Below are 22,398 nucleotides of genomic sequence, written 5' to 3'. Positions count from 1 at the left end.
CTGAGCCTGAGTTAGTTTCTTAGGATTATATATTTAAATCTTAATTTTTAATATTAGATGAGAATAGATTTAGATTAGAATTAATCAATCTACTTAATACAACCACAGCAATACAAAAGAGAGTCCATGTGGACTCTCAGGACTTTAAAAAAAAGCTATTTTAAATCCATTAATAATTCGTGTAATGTCTTTTGTTTTTCTTCTTTATTTTTTAGGGTATTGAAATATAGCTTTATTTCTTTATTATATTGTTCAACTAATTCAACCGTATCTCCTAATAGAATATTCATTTCTTCTAATTCATTTTTTATATCTTGATACTTATCATTAAAAGGCTTATTTTCTAATTCATTTTTAATTAATTCTTTATATTCTTTTAATTTTTTCCCTTCTAATCCACAATGAGGCATTTGATCCGGTGCATATCCAAATGGAACCCCTATAGCTCCTATTAATAACTCATTAGGATCATTTTCTGCTTGTCTCCATATATGTAATGTCTGATTATCATGTCTTATTATACTATCAATAAAAAGAATTATAAAATCTTTTTCAACCTTTGATAAGTTGTATTTAGAAATAATTTTGAATAAACTAACTATTGAAAATAATGAATATAAGAAATCATCACGTTCCCGAACATTTTCCTTTGAATATGGTTTTCCTCTGTAATCATTAATATCATATGTAACTACAACTTTATAATCTTCTATAAATTTAGTTTTTATTTTAGAATCTTGAATCCTATTTAAAATATTTTCATATCCTATTGGAATCTCTACTATCTTTTGTTTTCGATATTTTTTTATTAATTCTCTTTCATTTGAAATTATATCGTTATCACTTTGCCAAGGTACTTCATAATCTGAAAATGGCTTATCTGTTGTTGCACTAATTTCTTTAATGTATTTATCTTCTCTCGATTCTATATAATCTCTAAATAAAATATTAAAATCTATTGTAATCACTTCTGAATTTTTATAAGAAACCTCAATTTTTGTAGTAAGGTTATTAGATCTTACATGATGAATTGCGTATTTCCCTAAAACACTTAAAGTTATAATTTTTTCTAATTCAGTTTTTTCTAATTCAAAATTAATCTCCTTATTAGGATATAATAATTTTAAAAATGCTGAAATTGTTGTTTTTATACATTCTACAAATCTACCATGATATTCATCCCTAGTTATAAGTTTAACTTCAAGTTCCTCAATTAAATCAATATAGCTTTCCTTTTTTCTTTGAATCTTGAAGAAATCTTCTAAAATATTCAGTGGAATAATCTCTTGATCTTCTTTTGGTTTTATTTTAAAATAACTTGGAATCAACCATCCTGCAATAAAAAAATTTGTCCTATCTAAAAAAGCACCTTCATTAAACGAATTTTTAAATCTATCAAATATAGTATTGTTTGTATATTGTACTATCCCATTTTCAATATTACCTTGATTGACGAATGATACATCTATTCTTTCAGCTTCAAAATGATTATCTCTAACTTCTACTTTATTTCCCGCCAAAACTTGTAATAAAATTTTAGCTTCATTTGTTTTAGCTAAACTAAAATCTCCTTCATCTAAATATAATACATCTTTTGAAAATAATATTCCTTTTCTTTTTTCTTTTGTATTATAATAAAGTTGGGCTTGTGTTATATTTGTTGCTATTTTTTCGGCGGTGTTAAATTTTTCTGCTAGTGTTGTTTTTCCTGTAGAATAACCACCTAATTCTATATAACTATAATTTTTTTCTAAATACGGCAATAGTCTAACCAGCATTAAATCCTTCAATATACTTTCTGATTGATCTAAGTCATATCCTATAGAATTTAAAATTAAATTTTTCCACTCATTAACTTTCAATTCTTTTCTTAAATTTAACAACTCTTTATAATTTCTCTCACTTAAATCTTCTAATATTTTTATATTCTCTATAAAATATAAATCTTTTTTATGTTTTCTTATAGTAACTTCTGTTAAAATACCTTTACGACCATTATTTAAATAAGGTTTTAATTTTTCTATATCATATTTTGAAACTTTAAATGTTAAAAAATCATCTGCTCCTCTAATTTTTACACTTCTTTCTAAAAACTTAATCTCAGATATATTTACAATTAAATTTAAAGTTATATTTTTCATATAGAATCTATTCATTTCAATTGAATCTCTTAATGGGAAACCACTATTAGATATTTGCTCATATGTTCCACTATTATAAAGATTTATTAAATCGGAAGAAGAAAATCTATTAGATAACTTTCCATTTTCAATTTCTTGAATTTTTGATCTTTTCATAAGTATGCCCATCTCTTACTTCTTCTCCTTTTGGTACTTATTTTGTATAGAGCTAATTTTACTTTTATTTAAACCTAATATTTCTTTAAAAAAATCTGTTTTATTAAATATTATTTTCTTATTACTAAGAGCTGTTTTTAAAAATTTATCCATTTTATAGATATTCTTTTCCTTCTCTTCTTCATTTCTTAAAGCATTATGTTCTTTAATAAATCCTACAAACTCTCCCTTTATATCTTCAGAGTCAAATAAATTATCCTCAGTTAAATTTGGATTATTCTCCTTATTTTTAATAAAATTTAAAAGTTTTTCTAAAATTTCTTTAGTATCATCTTTAATCTTATTTAACTCTTTGCTTACATCGTCATTCTTAAATTTTTCTAAATCATTTTCATTTCTCATTAAAAATAAAGTTTCTCCAATTTTTCTGAACTTATGATACTCTTCTGAGTCTAAAACTTTTTTATTTACTAGACATCTATAAAATATAATCCACTCTTCATCTAATCCTGTTTCATCTAAATATTCCTCTATTTTTGAATCTATATCTGAAACGCCATATAAATAATCTACTAAATATGGGCTTTCATCTTTTATAATATATTCTTTATCTAAAATAACTTCATCTAATTCGTTTAACATTTCTCGGTGATGTTTTTCTTTGGTTTTTTTTAACACAGCTACCTCCATATTTTTTATTATAAGAAATTATGCTATGAAAATAAATTTTTGTCAATTAACCCACTTAAGATTCAGTATAAATTTATTCAATTTTTATTTAAATATCAATTCTGACAACCAGAATTTCACCTATATTTTATAGAATTATATAATTCTGGAATTCTTATGGCAGAATTCATAAATATGTTGATTTTACTAGGCTAATCGATATAATTCTGTTTTTCTACTTTTTTAACAATCATATATTTTCTCTATTTTAAGAAGATATTTTCGCAGAAAATTTGAAATTTCTCATAATATTAACTATAGTCAATAAATTTTCTAAAGCTATTTTTTAGTTGTAATAAATCCCCTTTATTCATCCCCAATATAGACTTCTTCTTTATATTCTTTAGAAGTTAAATTATAATATTCTCTTATTGGAATACCTTCTTTATAATTCCAAACACTTATAAAAGTCGGAGTTATTTCTAGTAAAATTTCATTTTCTAAAAAAGAATAATTCTCATAAGAGTTTTTAAAGTGATTCTTAAATAAAATATTGAAGTTTTTATTCTCTAATGGCTTACCTATGATTTGAGCTATTCCTTCTATTTGAATATTATCAATACAAATAGATACTTTTGGATTATTTGAAATCTGTTCAATCTTTAGAAATCTTTTATCTGTTTGACAGTAAAATTTCCTTTCATAAATTACAAATGACATCATTCTTGAAGTTACTCTATTATTGCTTGATGTTGATAAGACTGCTTTTTTAGCTTCTCCTATTCCTTGAAATAATTTCGTAATTTGTTCATTAAACATATTTCACTTACCCCCTTCTCAATTTTTAAACCATAAACACAAATAAGTTTTCAAGTTCCTTCTTTGATTTTCATATTACATCAGTGATCTTCCGTCATCCTCTAGTTATAAATGAAACTAAAAAGGAAGCAATATATCTATCACTTCCTTTAATTATACTATTTAGCTACCTTTTCTGCTAGTCCTTTTCCTGCTTTAAATTTAACTACCTTCTTCTCTGGAACTTTAACTTCTTCTCCAGTTTTAGGATTTCTACAAACTCTTGCTGATTGAGTTTTAGTTTCAAATTTTCCAAATCCTAATATTGATAGTTCATCTCCCTTCACTAATATTTCTTCTAAAGCTGAAAAGAATCCATTTACTAATCTCTCTGCATCCTTCTTTGTTGCTATTTCCATTTTATCTTGATATAAAGCTATAAACTCTTGTTTAGTCATAGTTATCTCTCCTTCATTAATTTTACTAGAGTATAACCTATAACTTTTATTTTTTCAAGCAATCCTATGCTCTCCTTATCAAATTACAATAAATAAGATTACATTAATTTAGATTTATTTTAACGAAAAAACTTGACAACTACATATTTTACATATACAATGTTTACATTGTATATGTATTTTTATATAATTTATCTATATATAAAAAATAAAATTACAAAATAATTTAAAAAATTATAAATTGTTCAATACATTTTTTTATGTCGCTCAATCTAGTATAAACATCCATGACTATTATATTATTCATTTGTGAGTAGTTATTCAAATGTCTCCTAACTGCTGTAACTGCACTTTCTCTTGTTTTAGTATTATTTACTGCCAATCCTAAAGCTCTTCTTAAAATCTCATAATCATAGATTTTGGATATATTTTGTAATATGAAAACCTCGTAATTAAATCCACTTCTTTGCCTTTCAATATTTAAGATATTTGCTAATTGAATAGCTTCATTCTGATAAATGTTATCTATAATTTGAAAATCCAATAAATTCTCTAAAGCTGTTTCTTTTAGTTGAGGTAAATAAACCTCGATCATATCAAAGTTCCCAAAATCTACAATTGAAAATGGATTCCTTCTAATCTTCTTTGAAACTTCTATTCTCATTCGATATTGTAAATCAGGATATTGATTTACAAACATATCTAAAGTTTCTTCACTGTCCACTTTAGCTTCCATATTTAGGAATTGATTATAAATCATAACCTTGTTATTATATGAACTTGGTGTCTTAGTATCTGTATAAATTAGAGTTTCAGGTCTTTGCGTTAAAATATCAGCATACATCTTCCTACTCCCTCTTATTCTCTTTTCTGCATGAACCATTGCCATTATGCCATAAAGCTTATTGTAACTGTGAAAATCATAGTCTGGTGGCATTATATAAGTGAAAGGAATATCAACCCTCTCTAAATATATTCTAGCTCCTATCAGTTCACTCATTCTTACAATAGTTTCACTAAACCATCGTTGAACTTGAAAACATTGATCTTTTGTACTTATTAAAAATACATTACTTCCATAGAAAAACCTCGGGTACGATATTTTAATTCCTATTGATTGAATTCCTCTAATATCGAGCATATCGCAGAAAGTATACCCGTACGGACTTTTAATGTGATTTATAAAAATTTCTATTCTCTTGAAATCCTCCATAGTTAATCCTGTATAGTTTAATTTTAATTTAATTTGGATCGTATCCATTCTTATCTCCTCCTAATATAAAAAAAGAATAGAAATTAATTCTACTCTTTTAAAATGAATCTATATATTTCAGTGAGTTTCCATGTTAGTAGGCTCACCTTGTTGGGTAAGCCACACATTCAACTCACTGGTTTTATGTTGTTTTACTATGTTTTGTAGCTTATATTACGTTAAAAACCCTATATTTTATAGTATTTCTATGTTATTTAGGTAGTTTATATATATCAATAGGGGTTGACTTTTTTATGGTAGTAGTGGTATTTTTATTATATACCCCGAACGGTTAAGGGGGATGAAGCCTAAAAAAAATATAGTGGAACATTTAACACAACTCCTTTCTATAGTAGTATTACTAAAGCTTGTTATAGTTTTTTTATGATATTTACTAGTATTTAATTTATAAAGGTTATAGTACTAGAATGAATACTTATAGAGGGTTATTCTTTATATAGTATAGTTACCATATTTATAAGTATTATATATAGATTAATAAATTTTTATAGGTAGCGGGTAGAGTGGATAAGCCTTATTAGTACTATTAGTGATATTAATATCATTAGTGCAATTATCCCTATTTATAGCTATTTTAAGGGTGTTCAAGGTAATTGCCCACAAATATGTGAAAAACCCTTGTGAGAGCGATTTAAACCGCATTCTAGAGGGTATTTAAATATGGTTGAAGGAGAAATGAATATGAGAATTCATCATGTATGTATAGAGACATCACTATATAAGGAATCAATAGAGTTTTATACGAGAGTATTAAACTTTAAATTAGTTAAAGAGACTCCTGACTTTCATGGAAGAGAATATAATTCATGGTTAGAACTAGATGGATTCTATATTGAATTACAAACTCCTAAGAAAGAAGTAAAATTAGAGAGTGAAGATAGAGAAGGAATAGTTCATATGTGTTTTTATGTAGAAGATCTTACGAAGGAACTAGAGAGAATAGCGGGAGTGTATAACAACTTCAAACTAAAGAATGGAGAAATTCTATATAGAGTAGAAGGTGGAAACTTATTTAAGGTAATAGCACCAGAAGGAACTATCATAGAGTTCAGAGATAACCCTCTATTCTAAAACTTTCATTTTTGAATATTTTACAAACAATAGTTTGTCAGTAAGACAAACGAAATAATTATAAATAAGTTATATAGTATATATGTGTAGTTGTGTAGTTGTATATCCTAGTAACACGATAGGGATATACAACGTATAGCACTTGCTTGTAATCATTAAATAGAGATAAATATATATTATCAATTGTGCGTCAGCACGATACTAAGACTAATAGAGAGAGACTGTGTAGCCTTAAAGCGTTAGTAGCACGGTAAGCTAAGGCGTATAACACTTGCTTGAATAATACTGTTTAAAAACGATAAAAAATTATAACAAGAATATGTAGAAAATAAAATTGGAAAAATATTTGTAGATTTCAATAATATCAGCTATCATGTAAGGAAGAGACGTTGCCAGTTTCTTTAGAGCTTTTCATAACCTTAGGAGTGAAAGGCTCTGTTTAAAAATTAAAAAGTCTTTTATCTTAAGAGTTTTCTTTGTACCCAAGAAAACTTTTTTAATATAAAAATCAATCTATAGTTAAAATGGGAATAAATTAAAGGAATTCTTTAAAATTACCCCTTTAAAACTTAGAAAATATACACATTTTGAAAAAGCAGAATTTAGAATTTCTCTTTATAAAGCTAATAAAATCAACGATATTGTCAATTCTACAGTAAGAATTATAGAATTATGAAATTCTGTGAAATATTGTAGAAATTCTGATTAATAGAATTCGATTTAGAAATAGATTCTTGACCTTATTCCACAAAAAAAATATTGTGGATTTAGTAATTCATAAGTTATCATAAGAAGTGATCGACTTTCATATTCGCTAAATAATTAAATACTAAAAGAGTAACAGAGCTAAAACTCTGTTATTTTTTTATAAAATGTTGATCATAATTCAATTTACAGAAAAATATATTGGAGGTTTTATACATTGAAAAGTAGAGTGCAATTATGAATAAAAGAATCTATGAAGCTCAACTAGGAAATCAACAAGCTCTAGAGGATTTAATCAAACTAAATCAGTATTTAATAACCAATGTAATAAGAAGAAATAACTTTTATTTATTAAATGGAGAAAAAGAAGATTTAGTTCAAGAAGGTAACCTTGGTTTAATAAAAGCCATTATTTCTTTTAGTATTGAAAAAAATACTAAATTTGAAACTTTTGCTGGGCTTTGTATAAAACGACAAATTATAAGTTATATTGAAAAGCAAAATGTAAAAAAACAAAAATTATTAACAAGTGCAATAAATTATTATCCTAAATCTTTTAAAAATGAAGAAGAAGAATTTGCAGAAACATTAGGTGTCAACTATAGTACGCCCGAGTCAATATTCATAAAAAAAGAAGAGTTGAAAGTTATCGTTAATGATATTCGGCAATTAAAATTTAGTAAATTAGAGAATATTATTTTTAATTTATTATCTAACGAATACTCATACTCTGATATTATTAAAATATTAAATGAAAATCCCAAAAAGATTGATAATACAATTCAACGTATTAGGAACAAAGTTAAAAAAATTATAGAAAAATAGCATAACTATCATTTTTAAATCTTATTAGTTACTAGCTAAACAGCTTATTTCTTAAATACAAAAGCCAACTAAAATTAACAGTAGTTGGCTTTTTGACTTATAAAATTAGATTGGAAAACATCCCTTATTGGGTAAGTATATTATAATATACCAATGTTTAAATCTACAATAATTTTTTTCAAAAAATAATTTGTTGATTCTCAAATTAAACCTATATAATAAACTATCAATTTTGTTTAACCATTAATTGATAATAGTATAGATTCCCCCCAGAATCTGTAGACAAACCTTAAAAGCTACTAGTTTATAATGATTAGTAGCTTTTTAATTTGAAATCTATAAAAAAACTGCTGATAAAAAATTCTATCAACAGTTCATATCAAATTTATTTCTTATATCCACATTTTGGACAACTATTATTTTTATCTAAAGAAATTCCGCAAAGAGGGCAACGATGAATATCATTTTTTGTATTATATTCTTCAGATGCTGCATTAACACCACTAGTAAATGTTATTTTAACTATGTTCAATTTCTCTTTTAATAAGTCATATACTATTTTAATCATTCCTTCAACTGTTAGTGTCTCTTTTGTAACAACTAATCGAGAATCAGGATATGCTGTTGCAAGGTTTGTTTTAAAAGCTATTCCCTTCATTTGATTTTCTGGAGTTCCATTCTTAATTCCAGTTTCTTCATACACTTTTAAAATAGCTGGCAGAAGAGGATCATCTTCTCTCAATATTAAAGAATGATCAAAGTTCTTTAAAACTTCCCAAGCAGTTTTTTGAATTTCATTACATGGATAAACCATATTTACACCTTCATTTATTGAATCTTCAACCTCAATAGTTAAAATTCCTGTATGACCATGTAAATATTGTGCTTCACCTTTAAACTTATAAAATCTGTGTGCATATTGTAAATCAAATGTAGTTATACTTCTCATCATCAAATCCTCCATTTATATAATTTTATAAATTTGTAATTATTACAAATTTATATTTAGTATAATATATTGCTATTAGATTTGCAAGCTTTTTTATCAAAAAAATTGTTGTCGATTCATAATAACATTTGATATAATATAGTTAACCTAAATTTATAAGAAAATAAATAGAAGAAGCTTAATTTTTATAATTAGGCTTTTTTCATTTATAACATTTTTTAAATAAATTACTGAAGGAGAATTTAACATGAGATTTTTACTCAAACTAAAATTGTGGCTATCTATTGTTTTAAGTTTTTTAATTCTTATATTTTTTGCTACACAATCAGGATTTATTGATCAAAGAAACGAAATAAAAATAGAAAAAACCACTCTGACCGATGAGGAATTCCAAGCAAAAAAAGAATTTGAACTAAAACAAGCGGAAGAAAAAAATAAAAAAGAACGATATTTACTATACTTACTGTACTATGGTTTATAACAAAAAAGGACACCTTAGCGGGTGTCCTCATTTATTTAAAATCCAAAATGACTAAATGTTGAAATAAAAATATTTTTTAAAATATTCCAAGATCCTTGAAAATCTACATCAAATCCATAATATCTCCAAACCTGACTAAGATAAAATCCAATTATATAGATACAACATCCATTTCCTATAGCATTCATTATACAACTTCCTGACGATTCTTTTGTTCCATCTTCATTTGAACTAAATGCATTTTTTAGATTGTTTATCGTACTCGTTAAAATTTTTTCTATAATTAAAATCAATACTCCATAAAAAATAATGCTTAATATCATTTTCATTTTAATTCTTCTCCTATTTTAATTATTCCAAATCTCTTGTGCTTTTTTATGAGCAAGATTTAAGATATTTATTAAATTCTTTAACTCTTCTTTTTCTTCCGTTGTTAAATTCTTAGATAAAGATAACCCTTTTATTTTTATATCTAAATCAGCTATCTGCCATCCAAAACTTTCTCCATTATCATCTGCTGAAATTTTGAAATTAAGAACTTCTTTAGATAAACTATTCACTTCTGATTTTAAAGCTTTTAAATCAATATCAACATCATCATATGAATATTCCTCTGCTCCATATGATATTGATTTTATCCTTCCATTAGGATAGAAAAGAACCTCATCATAGTCTGAATTTTCTTCTTCAGATAGACTATTTACATCTTTTCCATCTACATAAAAAATTGTATTTGATAATTCCCCTTGATAATCACTAGCTTTATCATAAAATTTCCATTCTCCATCTTTTAAATCATCTTTATAATTTCCTACTACTTTAGAATATCTATTTGGATAATATTCTATATACTCTCCATTTTTTATACCTTTAATTTCAACATATTTCTTTAATGGTTTCTCTTCATTATATCCACCATATCTCGATTTTTCAAATTTAAACTCTCTTACTATATTTCCTACAATAACTCTCACTATCTTATTTTTCAAATCATATTCTTCTATACTTCTAATATCACCGTAAGAATATTCTGTTCTTTTAATCAAATCACCATTAGAATTAAATTCATCCCACTCTCTAGCTTTTAAAGATTCATTCCCATATACACCTTTTAATTTAATTTTTCCGTTTTCATAGAACTCTGAAAAACTACCAACCATATGTCCATTTCTATTATCTACTGAATATCGCTTATGAATTTTTCCGTTATTATAATATTCTTCTACTTTCGATGTCTCATATCCAAGACTATAATCTCTTATTTTTGTTAAAATCCCATCCTCTGACCATTCTTTCCAAATTGAAGTTGGTCTCCCATTACTAAATTTACCATATTTTTTTGATTTTCCATTCTCGTACCACTCTTTATGTTCCATAATACTTTCGTAATTTTTATAGTACTTTTCTAATATCAACTTTTCATTAGAATATCCTTGAATCTTAATAACACCATTTATCATTCCCATATAAAACTCTTCCAAAGAATCAAATCTATTTGGAACTCTCCAAGTTTCATTTACAGTAAATTTTGAAACTGGATTTCCAATTATTTTTTTATTCCCAATTATTTCTTCATAAGTTCCTGACAATACATCTATAGAACCGACTTGTTTTTTATTGTTATAACTTTTATAAATTTGCTTTGATGGAACAACTTCTAAAATCAAGTCATTATTAGCATATTTAAATAAACTATCAAATCTTCCATCTTTATATGTTTCTTTTCTTTGAATTTCATTCTTATCGTTATAAAGTATGACCTCTTGAAGAATATCTTTATCATATGTTTCTTTCTTTATAACTTCATCATAAATTCCATAAGTTAATGCCTCACCTTGTTTTTTATCATTTTTATATTTAGTTATTTTTCTTAATACAACTTTATTATTTTGAATATCCCATGATGAAATTCTATCAATTTTCTTTTCTTTTGTTCCTAGTAAATTCTCTCTTGCACTTACATTACTTCCTAAAAGTCCATTTATTATTTCAACTAAAACAGGATTCACATCCAAAAAATCCCCATTTTTTTTATAATTTTTTTTATTTAATATTTTTATATTACCTTTTTCATCCTTCTCTAGGAATAATATAGTTTTTATATTATTGCCCTCAACTACTATTTGATTATCTTTCATTTGCCATTTTCTATTTAAGTATTTCTCATTCGCAACAATTTTTCTTTCTGGCTTTAATATTTCTTCCCATTTTTCTGGATTAGCCAACCCTGCTATAGCTAAATATTCTAACTCAATTTTTTCTAAATCTTTTAAATTTGATTTTAAATAACTTTCTAATATTATCCCTTCTAAATTTAAATATTCTTCTAAACTAATGACACTTCCTTCGTATGTTGCTCCCCACTCTCTTACCTTAAGTTCTTTGATCGCTTTATTCTCTACAGTTTTTACGGGTTTATTTTCTTCTTTTCCACAGCCTATAAAGAAAATCAACAAACTGGTTAATAATATTTTTTTCATTATCGCTACCCCTACTTAATTATTTTTATATACAATAAAATCTTGATAAAAATTTATTGATGATTTTTTTATTAACTTAAATATTTATTAAAGCTACTCCAATTCTTTAATATAGACGAGCTGTTAATGTTTTCTTAGAAGGATTAACTATTAGATAGTTATTCCCTCTTCATTTTGTAAAGTTTTTATATTTTCATTCGAATAATATTTTAAACCCTGAGTAGTTAAAGTTCCTTCCCATAATCTTACTAAAGCACCTTCCCTATGTGTATACATATGTGTTTCATCTTGAAATATATTTAGAACTGGGACAAAAGCAAGCATACGAGATAACCCAGATACTTTTAATAAATATGGCAAATTTTTCCCTATTCCTTTTTCTGTTTTTTTAACTAACTCTTCACTTATTTCAATACCCAGCTCACCTTTTTTATATTTTTTGAAATTTTCTATTCCTTCTGTAATTTTATCAAGATCATCAAGTGTTTCTTTATCTTCTATCTTAGAATTAACCAAACGATAAAAAGTATATACTCCACCAACACTCCATAAAACTCCATACATCACTTCACCATCTATAAAGCATGAAAAAGAAATAATACCAATAACTACTATTTCAATCCATCTTGCTATAGCTCTTGCAGTAGGAGATAGTTTTTGATCATTATATACTTCTTTTAATTTTACACTTAGCTCCTCTTTATTATAATTTAATAAATTTTCTAATTTTTGATTCATTTTTTTATTCCTCCATTTTATTTTTTCATTTTTTTAATACTTCTAAAAATCTGTCATTATATAAATCCTAACCTAGATCTAATTGCTTTCCATATACATTTTTTCTATTAATGCTTCATACACAAAGAAATTTTGTGGAACATCATTAAATTCTATTGCATTTAATTCAAAGGTATTCCCATTTATTTTATATTGTAATATTATTTTAGTATCCCTTTCGTAATATTTTATAATTCCTGTTATATTTACATACTTATCTCCTTTATCATCCTTTATACTTTCCCACTTTGGATCACCTACAAACCCTTCTACAAGTTGACCTAATGTTTTGTTTGGATAACTATTTAAGATTCCATTTTTTACCATCTTAACCTCTTGTGAATCACTACACGAAAAGAAAAGAAGAGATGTAAATAATATGATAATTATTTTTTTCATGATATACCTCCTGATATTTTTTTATTTTTTGAAAGTTCTTAATAGAAATTTTTTTTATTCTAACTTTCTCATAATATATACCCCCGCTTATTAAAATATTATTCTCAACTCGTTCATATAAAATTCGCCTTTATCTGTTCTGAGCTTTACATAATCAGTTATTTGACACCTTTTTATCTCTTCCACAACTACCTCTTCTAATCTATTCCCTATTGAGATATGAAGCTTCTCTTTCTTAGAGCAATAATCTTTTAAAACTATAAGTTTATCTCTAAATAATATAATCTCCCTATAAAAAGGATTCAAATGAACATATCCAGTAAAGATACTTCTAATAAACTTTGGCTCATCTTGAATAGTACTACTTATAGCTTTATAATACTCTGTTGTAGACTGGCTTAAAGTAAATTGTAAATAGGTTTTCTCATCTAGTTCCTCTCTATCTACTCCTTGTATCTTTCTAATAGAGAATATTATTAATATCTCATTGCATAACTTTTCTCTTGTCATATTAAAATGTTTTGAATCTCTATCTAGTACATCTAAAATTAGTTTAGATACCATTATTTTTATTCTCTTCTTAGACATTTATCTCCCCTTCCTAACTAATAATTATACCATGTATTTCATGGCGTAGAAATACAACTTCTTTAGAGGTATCTCTCTTTGTTTTCAAAGGGTTTATCTAATTTTAAATTACATTCTACAAAAAATATGAGTTGTACTTTTACAACCCACATTTAAAATATTACTATTTATTCAACCCATGCTTCTGCATCACTTTCTATTTGCTTAGTCTCATAAAGATCTTCTAAAAAGTTTTCTGCTCTTCTCTTACTATAAAACTCTCCAAAACTATATTCCTCTCCATTGATTTCAACTATAACTTCATACATTAAGCTACTTCCTCCTCTTTATACTGAGTGTCTATTTTTATCTCACCATCTTGAATAAAATACCTTCCCGATATTTTCCCTCTATCCTCTTCATAATAAAACCACACCTTATCTGCTTTATCTCCCATTATATCTCTACACACTCCTATAAACCTTTCAAACAAAGCTTGTGATATAGGATGCCACGCTGTACTAAAAATCAGTTCCTCTCTTGATATAGATGAAAACAATGAGTTCCACTTAGTTCCCCAGTTCTCTACACACCACTCATGCCATAGTGTAAGCATTTCTCCATTATAGTTTTTCAGCTCCTCCTTTGAGTATCTCTCTTCTACATACTGATCTATATTAACCAACATCCTATTCACTCTAACTCTTTTAATTTCATTTTTAATAATTTTATCTAGTAGCTCTTGATCTAAGCTATCTGGGTTTTCATAATAATATTTACTAAATGCCTTTGCTAGGTTGTCATCATAAGCTTTTAATAAGGTATTCTCTGGTCTTTCTATTAATTTATTAAAATCAAAATAGTAATCTCCAAAATCATCTTTTGAGAAAACTCTCTCTTTTATCTTTATTAACTCCTCAAATGATAAGTTTAATTTTATTCTATTAAAACAGTAATTAGGCATTTGCTATCCTCTCCTTTATCTCATTTATTGTATATTGCTGTACATTGAACTCATTTAACAATTCCTCTAGTTCTTTAATATCTTTAGCTTTTTCTGTATACCATTCACCCCAAGCTATGATATTCACTACAAACCCATCCTTCGTAATGTCTACTTGAATATCTTTAGTTCCCAAACAGTTGATACTTTCTGCCGATATAACTTTATTCATAATTCTCCTCCGCTTAATGTTCAATAAGTCCATTATCATAAAAACTAAAGTAATCATTCTCTCCCATGATAAGGTGATCTAGCAGTCTAATATCTAAAACCTCTAACAAATCTTTTAATTCGTTTGTAAGCTCAATATCTTTTCTACTTGGTTTTAAATCTCCACTAGGATGATTGTGAGCGAATATAATGCCCTTAGTTGGATGTTTTAAGGCTCTTTCGACAATTAGTCTAGGATAGACTACACTTCTGTCTATAGTACCTCTAAACAGCGTCTCCTCCCCTATTAAACGATTAGAGGAGCTAAGGTATATAACCTTGAACTCCTCTGTGTTTTTGAATCCTATATCACTTCTTAAATAATTAAGAAGTTCACTTTTAGCCTTTACTGTTGTGAGATCTTTCTTTCCTATGTTTCCTTTAGCTATAGTTGTCATAAGTTCTCTGAACTGTTCTAGCTCTTCATTTATCTCATAAGACTTGATTTTGCTTACTACCTCATCTATATCCTTACATTTTAAAAACTTTAGTATTTTCTTCATAACTCCTCCATTTTATACAACACTTGTGGGTTTAATAACCTAACCATCTCTTACCTTCACAAGCTTTCTTATTAAACTCATTCCAAATCTTTTCATCTACAAACTCAAAATGAATAGTTCCCTTTTTAAATATTTTAAATTTAAAGAACTCTGATTCGTTCCACTTACCAAACTCTACACCCTTTTTAACAACTTCATCTACAGTAGCTACTCTAGAGATACTCTTGCCTATTAGGTTACATAGTACCTTCTCTAAATCTCTAATCTTATCTCTCTTGATATAGCTTAAATCGCTTATTATATCCTTGTGTATACCAAATCTATAGCTATTTAGCATATCTGGTAGTATGAACTTCTTTCCAACTTGCCATCTCTCATTTGTTTTCCATCCCTCTATGCGAACTCTATTATCTGGATAATACATCGTTAAGTAATCAAAGCTCTCCTCAATACAGTTCTGAAATATTTGTCCAGAATTCTGTATTAAAATTTCTAATAACTTATTAACATTATCAACAGTAAATGGCATTATGCTGTACTCTTGCTTACTATCAAAGAAATCCTTTTTAACATTAGATGTCATTCGCTCTTCTAACTGTGTCTTATTAAACACTAGTTGCCAGAACCCTACCCTTACTTTTTCAAGTACATCCTCGTACTCTCTTTTCTCACTACTAGAGTTATTCTTTAGTAAATTATCAATCGCATACTTATCTAGAATTCCATCTAAGTAGTATTGTAATTTATTCTTTAGAGTTAAATACTCTCCAATAGTCTCTTTTACAGCACTGTACTTATCCTCTAAGTTTTGTAATACATTCACTTTAGCTAGTTGATTGATATTTAAATCTTCTAAATCAATCTCCTCTTCTTTAAACTCTTCAAAGTTGAATCGGAACTTTTTTCTCTTTGATTTATTTTGAATTTTAATTAAAGCAACCTCAACATTAGTTTTTCTCTCAGCATCCTTAAAGCAATCTCCAAGATACTCGATTTCTGCTCCATTAGCTTCTAATATGTCCATCATTAACTTTCGCTCTTTATTATATGGATTTCTTATACTCTCAGCATTTAAAAGACATCTGATATGTGTATTCTCTTCTGATATTTCCCATGCTTTAAGAAAATGCTTAACACCCTCATCAAAAGGTGGATTCATTAAAATTAAATCAAACAAATGATCTGGCTTATACTGTAAAAAGTCATCACCTAATATCGTGTATTTCTTCTCTCTTAAAATCCCTTGTAACTCTAGGTTCTTCTCAATACAATAGATATTCGTATACTTCTCTTTGATTACACTTAAAAGGTCTCCCTTTCCCGCACTTGGCTCTAATATATTCATCCCTCTTAAATTAAGTTCACCTATCATCTTTAAAGCTACATCATATGGTGTTGGGTAAAAGTTCTTATCAAACATTATTTATCCTCCTCTATCTCTATATGGAATGAATTTCTCTTATCTTCATGCTTTTTCATCTCATAAAGAAACTCCTCACAAGCTTTTTGGTAATTTGTTTCAAGTATTAAAAACACCTCTTGAGCTAATCCATATTCTGGGTCTGCTTCTAAATACTCCCTACAGCATCTATATTTGCTTGTAGGTGGATTTAACGCTAACACCTCGTACGTTCTTAATGGTGGCTTGTATAACTTAGCTTTAATCTTTTTCTTAGTTGTAGTTATTCTCATAGCTATTTCTGTATCACTACTAAAACGTCTTTGTTCTGTATCTCCCTCAATTAAGAAATCCCGCATAAACACTTCTAAAACTTTTTTAAATGAATCAAACTCTTGAATCGTGTATTCTGATATTTTAAACTTCTTCCCATCTCTAGGTTTCTTTGCTACTGCTCTATGTAAATAGTATTTCATAATTTTCCTCCTAAATTAAAAGAGGTCATCCCTAAGGACAACCTCTTTATTATTGATAATATACACTTTTAGTTAATTTTATCTATTCTGCTATTAAACATGAAATTCTCTAGTTCTTGGTTATATTCTGTAGTTCCAATCTCATATCTAAAACTTTCCATATACTCACTCTCTGCTTTTTGAAACTCTTCCATCGCTTCATCAAAAGTTTGAAAACATCCTCTAAACTCTAATTGAAACGTTCCATTGTATGTATTTACATTATACAAAATTCATCACCTCACTAAACTGTGTTAAATTGATTTTAAACCCTATCTTATTTGCAAAGTGTATTTACTTTCTAGATGTACACCTTTTACGTTTTTACCCTGTTTTAAGAGTTCTGATAACGTTCTCTTGTCTGGTATCAATTCTATTTTCTTTTGAACATATTTTTTAGGTATTAAATCTAGATTATCTATTGCTACTGATACACTCTTTCTAAGACCTAGATTCCCTAACTCTGTTTCAACTTTATTTTTATCTAGATTTAAAAGAATGTCCGCAAGATACTTCTTTAAACTATTAACCTTCTTCTCTTTTTGTTTTCTAAGCTTTTCTAGTCTATCTTCCTCTTGGGATAGCACCTCTACTTCTAACGAAACATTCCTAATATATTTTATGATGTTGCTACTTTTACTTTGTAGCTCCTCTTTTAAAAATTTCATTACAAACTCATAATTCTCTTTATCTCCTTCACTTTGCTCTGACTCTAGAAAAATATCTAAAGTATCTATCATCCCATTCATAATCTCATACGCTTTCATTAACTTCCTCCTCTAAAATAAAACCTCTGGAACAATGTCCAGAGGTCGCTTAATATTATTTAAATTTTCTAATACTTCATATATCTCCATTAGATACTCCTATTTTTTGTTTATTATATTATCTAAAGCTCCAACTGCTGTTCCAACTACAACTAAAACTCCACCAATAATTCCTAACATTAAGCAACCTCCTTAAAATTTAATAAATATTTACAAGCATTGATAATCTTTGTATCTTTGCTATTCGTAGTTAAATATGTTAAATAGTCTTTGTTTTCTTTTAGAATCTCTCCTAAAGTTTTGCCTTTATATTTTCCAAAAGTAAGCTCAATATTTTTAGCTCTCTCTTCCTTTGATTCCTCAACCAAAGTATCTTTCTGTTGCTTATTTAATCTAGGTGTTTCTTTAAAAGCATAACTTTTACCTCTTTGCTCTATTGGTAGCCATTGTCCTTCAACTTCATAGAGATACCTTCCAATCCCCCAAACCGATGCAACTCTTTTGAAAGCACAAGATATTCCACCTTTTATAGCTTCATAGTCAGTAGTTCCTGATCCATCTTCTTTAGCTATCCACTCATTATTAATTTTAAGTTCCAGTTTAGCTATAAAGCCACCATTAATTTCTTTATATGAAACACGCCAGTTTTCAATTCCTACAACCTCATCTAGTCTATTTTGTATAGCTCGTGCTTGAATGTACGCTAGAGCTAATCCTTTAGTTTTATCTGAATTAGTAGCTCCAACTCTAAATTCAAGTTCATCATCTGAAAATGGTTTTTCTAATTTTTCTTTTAGATTCATTGTAATACCTCCATTCAAAAAATTAAAAAATCCCAAGATTTATTTATCTCAGGATTTATTATTATACAGTTTATAATATATATTTAATTATTTATATAAAAAGTTAAATTATAAGAACTTAGTACTTAATGTGAATTATTTATATAAAAGTTATTTTTTTTAGTTTGTTTAAATATAATCTTTATCTTTAAATACTTTAAATACTTTCCAGCATGTTTTGAGTTAGTAAAATCAATGTGTAAATAGCTATTACTTGGTATAAAATCCAACGTTACTTGGTATAAAATCCAACGTTACTTGGTATAAAATCCAATATTACTTGGTATAGATTCCAAAAATACTTGGTATAAAATCCAACGTTACTTGGTATAAAATCCAAAATATATAAAATGAAATTTTTTAAAAATAAAAAGATACAAATCCCCTTATATATAAAGGGTTTATAAGTAATAAGAATAATTAACTTAGTATAAAATCCAATATACTTGGTATGGATTGTTGTTTTTTATACTAAGTTATGTTAGTATAAAAAAGGTGGTGATAAAATGAGTGAAAAATTTGAGTTAAAACATCATAAAGATTTTCATGGAATTCAATTACAAGACTTTAATGTTAAGGATAGAAATTTAATATTTGCTTTATGTTATAAATTAATGGAACAAGAAGAGGATGTTATAAGACTTGATGTAAAAGAAGTTGCCAGAATAGGAAATTATAAACCAACAAAGGCTAAAGATAATATTTATAAATCCTTAGCCGAAGCATATAATAGAATAAAAAATGCAAGTATTTGTATAAAAAAAGAAAATGGAATTAAACACTTTGTTTTATTTACAGTATTTGAAACATTTGAAGACGCTGGAGTTATAGAAATAGAAGTTAATAAAAATTATAGATATTTATTAAATCAAGTTACAGCTCCATTTACTATACAAAATTTAATAGAATATACAAAATTAAATAGCGGATATTCTCAACTAACATATTCGATTCTTAGACAATGGGATAAAAAAAAGAATATTGAACTGGATGTAGATACTTTTAGAGAAAAAATAGGTGTTCCTAAAAGTTATGATACTTCAAATTTTAATAGGCAAGTATTAAAACCAATTATGGAAGAACTACCTCAGTATTTTAAAAATTTAAAATTAGAAAAAATAAAAACTGGAAGAAAAGTTACACATTTAAAATTTACTTGGACTGGAAATAATGCTGATTTGAAAGAAACGGATAAAATAGAATTAGAAATTACTCAAAGTTTAAATAGTCTATTTGAAAAAGCGAAGAAAAATAGATTCTTAACAGATATTTTATTAGATAAAAATATATATAAATTAACTGAAATGTACGAAGAGGATCAATTAAAAAAAGGTTTATTGTATCTTTATAAACAAGTAAAGAAGGAGGTGCCGAACTTTACCTATTTGATAAAGGTATTAGAAACAGGAATACAAGAACAAGAAATTGAAATAAAAGTTGTACCAGACCAAGAAGAAGATGAATCTATTTTTACTGAGAGCTTAGTAAATGAAACAAAACAAGGAATTAATGTTGAAAATCCTTTACTTATTGCATATGCTAATTTTTCAGAATTAATAAAAAATGAGATATTAGAACATGCAAAACAGTTATATTTAAAAGATGTTAATATGAAAAATTTAACAAAGCAACATGAAAAATATTTTAAAGCAGCAGAAAAGCAATATATATTAAAGGTATTAAATGGCGAAAAATAATTAAATAAAAAGGGGAGGAGCAGTAGTGAAAATAATATCACTTATAAATCAAAAAGGTGGAGTAGCAAAAACAACCTCAACACTAAGTTTAGCAAGTGCATTGAGTAAGTTACAAAAGAAAGTTTTAGTAATAGATATAGATCCGCAAGGTAATGCTACAACTGGAGCTGGGATAGATAAAACAGAATTAAAAGCTACCACATTTGATTTATTATTAAGAAGCAATCCAATTGAAGAGTGTATCACTAATAACGGAGTATACGATATAGTTGGAACAACTATAGAATTAGCAAGTGCCGAATATGAGATGTTCAATAGATTTTTGAGAGAAAGTTTATTAAGAAAGAAGCTTCAAGATAAAAAAAATTATGATTTCATTTTAATAGATTGCCCACCAAGTTTAAGTTTATTGACAATAAATGCCTTAGTAGCGTCTAATGAAGTTTTAATTCCTGTAGCACCAGAACCATTTGCTTTAGAGGGGATATCACAGCTTATAAATACAATTATTAAAATAAGAGAGATAAATGAAAATCTTGAGATAAAATCAGTATTTATAACAAAATTTGATCAGAGAAAGAAAACTAATATCGAGATAAAAGAAGGATTAGAAAAGATGTTCAAAGATAAACTTTCTAAGACAATTATCAGAATATCTTCTGATATAGAAAAAGGACAATTTATAAATAAAGATATCTATGAATATAATCCTAAATGTAATGCAGCAATAGATTATATGAACTTAGCAAAGGAGTTGATTTAAATGAGTAACCCATTCTTTAATAATTTATCAGCTAATTTAAATAATTTAGAGAGTCACCAAAAAAATAGAATGGTGAAGATAGAATTTCAAAATCTAGATTACTTAGATGGAAATTTCTGCGATAATGAAGAAGTAAATTATTTTCTAAAAGAAAAGACAGCCCAGATATGTCAATTACAAGCTAATTCATCATTAGAATTAGGAAAGATATTTTGTGAAGCAGTAGATAGGTTGGCGGGAGATAATCACTATAACGGACTCTATGAAAAGTGGTTATTGCAAATAGGATTTAATAAAATGACAGCTTTAAGACATAGAAAACGATATGAATTATATACACAGGTAAAAAATGAGCATAGTAAAAAACTTGTATCTATTCTTCCAGTTAGAATTTTATCTGACTTAGTTAGTAGTAATGAGAAAGAAGAAATTTTAGCTCAAATTGAAGAAAATCCTGAATTTAAAGTAAATGATTTAAAGAAATTAATAGCAACTAAAGATATTGTAACTGTAATTGATGAACTTGATGATGATAAATTTTATTTTAGAGGAATTGAAAGTTTAAAGAAACTCGATGTTAAGAAATTAGATTTTTCTAAAGCAAAGCAATTAAAAGATGAACTTGAAAAAATATTAGATGATGTAAAAAAAATATTAGGAGATATTTAGTCGTAACACAGTGTTACGACTAAGGCTTTTAGTTATAAAAATATTGGTGGAAAAGGGAGTTGGATTAAGATAATTAAAGGGAGTGGATGTAGATCCTCTCTCTTTTTAGTTAATATATTATTACAAAATTAGAAGAGGAAGTTAGGAGTTTTCAAATATAATTTTTATTTTTAGTATTTAATTTTTTTGTTATTTTATGGTTAAAATAAATCTAAAATAGATAGTTTAAATATGGTATACTATGTATGAATAGACTTATTAAAGTTAATCACTAGGAGGGA

General features: G+C 26.7%; 26 protein-coding genes. 6 read left to right on the top strand and 20 right to left on the bottom strand.

The window, feature by feature from the left end:
• Window positions 1-155 precede the first annotated feature (155 nt).
• The 5 genes from L988_RS02075 to L988_RS02055 all read right to left on the bottom strand — a co-directional run bounded on the left by L988_RS02075 (window position 156) and on the right by L988_RS02055 (window position 5,483).
• Window positions 156-2,309 (bottom strand): BREX system Lon protease-like protein BrxL, encoded by a 2,154-nt coding sequence (locus L988_RS02075; protein ID WP_047381083.1) that lies wholly within the window; start codon window positions 2,307-2,309, stop codon window positions 156-158.
• A 3-nt stretch (window positions 2,310-2,312) separates the two neighbouring features.
• Complete coding sequence (locus tag L988_RS02070; RefSeq protein WP_047381081.1) at window positions 2,313-2,975, bottom strand: hypothetical protein; 663 nt, start codon at window positions 2,973-2,975, stop codon at window positions 2,313-2,315.
• Window positions 2,976-3,332: 357 nt separating this feature from the next.
• A complete protein-coding gene (locus tag L988_RS02065; RefSeq protein WP_047381078.1) occupies window positions 3,333-3,785 on the bottom strand; it encodes a pyridoxamine 5'-phosphate oxidase family protein in 453 nt (150 codons plus the stop codon).
• A 158-nt stretch (window positions 3,786-3,943) separates the two neighbouring features.
• Window positions 3,944-4,222: an HU family DNA-binding protein gene (locus tag L988_RS02060; RefSeq protein WP_047381075.1), complete on the bottom strand. Its 279-nt coding sequence runs from the start codon at window positions 4,220-4,222 to the stop codon at window positions 3,944-3,946.
• A gap of 226 nt (window positions 4,223-4,448) precedes the next feature.
• Entirely contained in the window at window positions 4,449-5,483 is a 1,035-nt protein-coding gene (locus L988_RS02055; RefSeq protein WP_047381072.1) for a hypothetical protein, read from the bottom strand.
• Window positions 5,484-6,176: 693 nt separating this feature from the next.
• Between L988_RS02055 and L988_RS02050 the strand changes: the two genes are divergently transcribed.
• Both L988_RS02050 and L988_RS02045 read left to right on the top strand, forming a co-directional pair.
• Window positions 6,177-6,566, top strand: a complete 390-nt coding sequence (locus tag L988_RS02050) for a VOC family protein (protein ID WP_231549820.1) — start codon at window positions 6,177-6,179, stop codon at window positions 6,564-6,566.
• Between the two features lie 942 nt (window positions 6,567-7,508).
• Window positions 7,509-8,096 carry a sigma-70 family RNA polymerase sigma factor gene (locus tag L988_RS02045; protein WP_047381070.1) on the top strand — a complete coding sequence of 196 codons (588 nt, stop codon included), beginning with the start codon at window positions 7,509-7,511 and terminating at the stop codon, window positions 8,094-8,096.
• Between the two features lie 385 nt (window positions 8,097-8,481).
• Here L988_RS02045 and L988_RS02040 read toward each other — a convergent pair whose 3' ends face one another.
• A complete protein-coding gene (locus L988_RS02040) occupies window positions 8,482-9,048 on the bottom strand; it encodes a 6-carboxytetrahydropterin synthase (protein ID WP_231549819.1) in 567 nt (188 codons plus the stop codon).
• Window positions 9,049-9,292: 244 nt separating this feature from the next.
• On the opposite strand from L988_RS02040, the gene L988_RS02035 reads away from it, so the two are divergent.
• On the top strand, window positions 9,293-9,526 hold the full coding sequence (locus tag L988_RS02035) for a hypothetical protein (protein ID WP_047381068.1): 234 nt from the start codon (window positions 9,293-9,295) through the stop codon (window positions 9,524-9,526).
• Window positions 9,527-9,561: 35 nt separating this feature from the next.
• On the opposite strand, the gene L988_RS02030 is transcribed toward L988_RS02035, so the two are convergent.
• The 14 genes from L988_RS02030 to L988_RS01970 all read right to left on the bottom strand — a co-directional run bounded on the left by L988_RS02030 (window position 9,562) and on the right by L988_RS01970 (window position 18,949).
• Window positions 9,562-9,855, bottom strand: coding sequence for a hypothetical protein (locus L988_RS02030; RefSeq protein WP_047381066.1), 294 nt, complete (start codon window positions 9,853-9,855; stop codon window positions 9,562-9,564).
• An 18-nt stretch (window positions 9,856-9,873) separates the two neighbouring features.
• Window positions 9,874-12,006, bottom strand: coding sequence for a toxin-antitoxin system YwqK family antitoxin (locus L988_RS02025; protein ID WP_047381065.1), 2,133 nt, complete (start codon window positions 12,004-12,006; stop codon window positions 9,874-9,876).
• A gap of 150 nt (window positions 12,007-12,156) precedes the next feature.
• Window positions 12,157-12,744, bottom strand: a complete 588-nt coding sequence (locus tag L988_RS02020; protein WP_047381062.1) for a hypothetical protein — start codon at window positions 12,742-12,744, stop codon at window positions 12,157-12,159.
• Between the two features lie 78 nt (window positions 12,745-12,822).
• Window positions 12,823-13,182: a hypothetical protein gene (locus L988_RS02015; RefSeq protein ID WP_047381060.1), complete on the bottom strand. Its 360-nt coding sequence runs from the start codon at window positions 13,180-13,182 to the stop codon at window positions 12,823-12,825.
• A 90-nt stretch (window positions 13,183-13,272) separates the two neighbouring features.
• Complete coding sequence (locus tag L988_RS02010) at window positions 13,273-13,770, bottom strand: hypothetical protein (RefSeq protein ID WP_047381058.1); 498 nt, start codon at window positions 13,768-13,770, stop codon at window positions 13,273-13,275.
• Between the two features lie 167 nt (window positions 13,771-13,937).
• The gene (locus tag L988_RS13555) at window positions 13,938-14,078 is read right to left on the bottom strand and encodes a hypothetical protein (RefSeq protein WP_156111913.1); all 141 of its coding nucleotides are present in this window, start codon (window positions 14,076-14,078) and stop codon (window positions 13,938-13,940) included.
• On the bottom strand, window positions 14,078-14,713 hold the full coding sequence (locus L988_RS02005; RefSeq protein ID WP_047381055.1) for a hypothetical protein: 636 nt from the start codon (window positions 14,711-14,713) through the stop codon (window positions 14,078-14,080). Before L988_RS02005 ends, L988_RS13555 begins: the two co-directional genes overlap by 1 nt.
• Entirely contained in the window at window positions 14,706-14,924 is a 219-nt protein-coding gene (locus L988_RS02000; protein ID WP_047381053.1) for a hypothetical protein, read from the bottom strand. Before L988_RS02000 ends, L988_RS02005 begins: the two co-directional genes overlap by 8 nt.
• Before the next feature lie 13 nt (window positions 14,925-14,937).
• Complete coding sequence (locus L988_RS01995; protein ID WP_052191641.1) at window positions 14,938-15,465, bottom strand: RadC family protein; 528 nt, start codon at window positions 15,463-15,465, stop codon at window positions 14,938-14,940.
• 31 nt (window positions 15,466-15,496) lie between these two features.
• On the bottom strand, window positions 15,497-16,885 hold the full coding sequence (locus L988_RS01990; protein WP_047381051.1) for a DUF4942 domain-containing protein: 1,389 nt from the start codon (window positions 16,883-16,885) through the stop codon (window positions 15,497-15,499).
• Window positions 16,885-17,340 (bottom strand): hypothetical protein, encoded by a 456-nt coding sequence (locus L988_RS01985; protein WP_047381049.1) that lies wholly within the window; start codon window positions 17,338-17,340, stop codon window positions 16,885-16,887. Before L988_RS01985 ends, L988_RS01990 begins: the two co-directional genes overlap by 1 nt.
• Before the next feature lie 68 nt (window positions 17,341-17,408).
• Window positions 17,409-17,609, bottom strand: coding sequence for a hypothetical protein (locus L988_RS01980; RefSeq protein WP_047381048.1), 201 nt, complete (start codon window positions 17,607-17,609; stop codon window positions 17,409-17,411).
• A 42-nt stretch (window positions 17,610-17,651) separates the two neighbouring features.
• A complete protein-coding gene (locus L988_RS01975; RefSeq protein ID WP_047381046.1) occupies window positions 17,652-18,146 on the bottom strand; it encodes a siphovirus Gp157 family protein in 495 nt (164 codons plus the stop codon).
• A 179-nt stretch (window positions 18,147-18,325) separates the two neighbouring features.
• Window positions 18,326-18,949, bottom strand: a complete 624-nt coding sequence (locus L988_RS01970) for a Rad52/Rad22 family DNA repair protein (RefSeq protein ID WP_047381043.1) — start codon at window positions 18,947-18,949, stop codon at window positions 18,326-18,328.
• Between the two features lie 545 nt (window positions 18,950-19,494).
• Between L988_RS01970 and L988_RS01965 the strand changes: the two genes are divergently transcribed.
• The 3 genes from L988_RS01965 to L988_RS01955 are packed head-to-tail and all read left to right on the top strand — an operon-like array spanning window position 19,495 to window position 22,117.
• Window positions 19,495-20,685, top strand: a complete 1,191-nt coding sequence (locus L988_RS01965; RefSeq protein ID WP_047381040.1) for a replication initiation protein — start codon at window positions 19,495-19,497, stop codon at window positions 20,683-20,685.
• 25 nt (window positions 20,686-20,710) lie between these two features.
• Window positions 20,711-21,448 carry a ParA family protein gene (locus L988_RS01960; RefSeq protein WP_047381038.1) on the top strand — a complete coding sequence of 246 codons (738 nt, stop codon included), beginning with the start codon at window positions 20,711-20,713 and terminating at the stop codon, window positions 21,446-21,448.
• Complete coding sequence (locus tag L988_RS01955) at window positions 21,449-22,117, top strand: hypothetical protein (RefSeq protein WP_047381036.1); 669 nt, start codon at window positions 21,449-21,451, stop codon at window positions 22,115-22,117. It begins immediately after the preceding gene.
• The last annotated feature ends 281 nt before the right edge of the window (window positions 22,118-22,398 follow it).

Source organism: Cetobacterium sp. ZWU0022 (assembly GCF_000800875.1).
Lineage (GTDB): Bacteria > Fusobacteriota > Fusobacteriia > Fusobacteriales > Fusobacteriaceae > Cetobacterium_A.
This window is presented reverse-complemented; position numbering and strand designations above follow the sequence as displayed.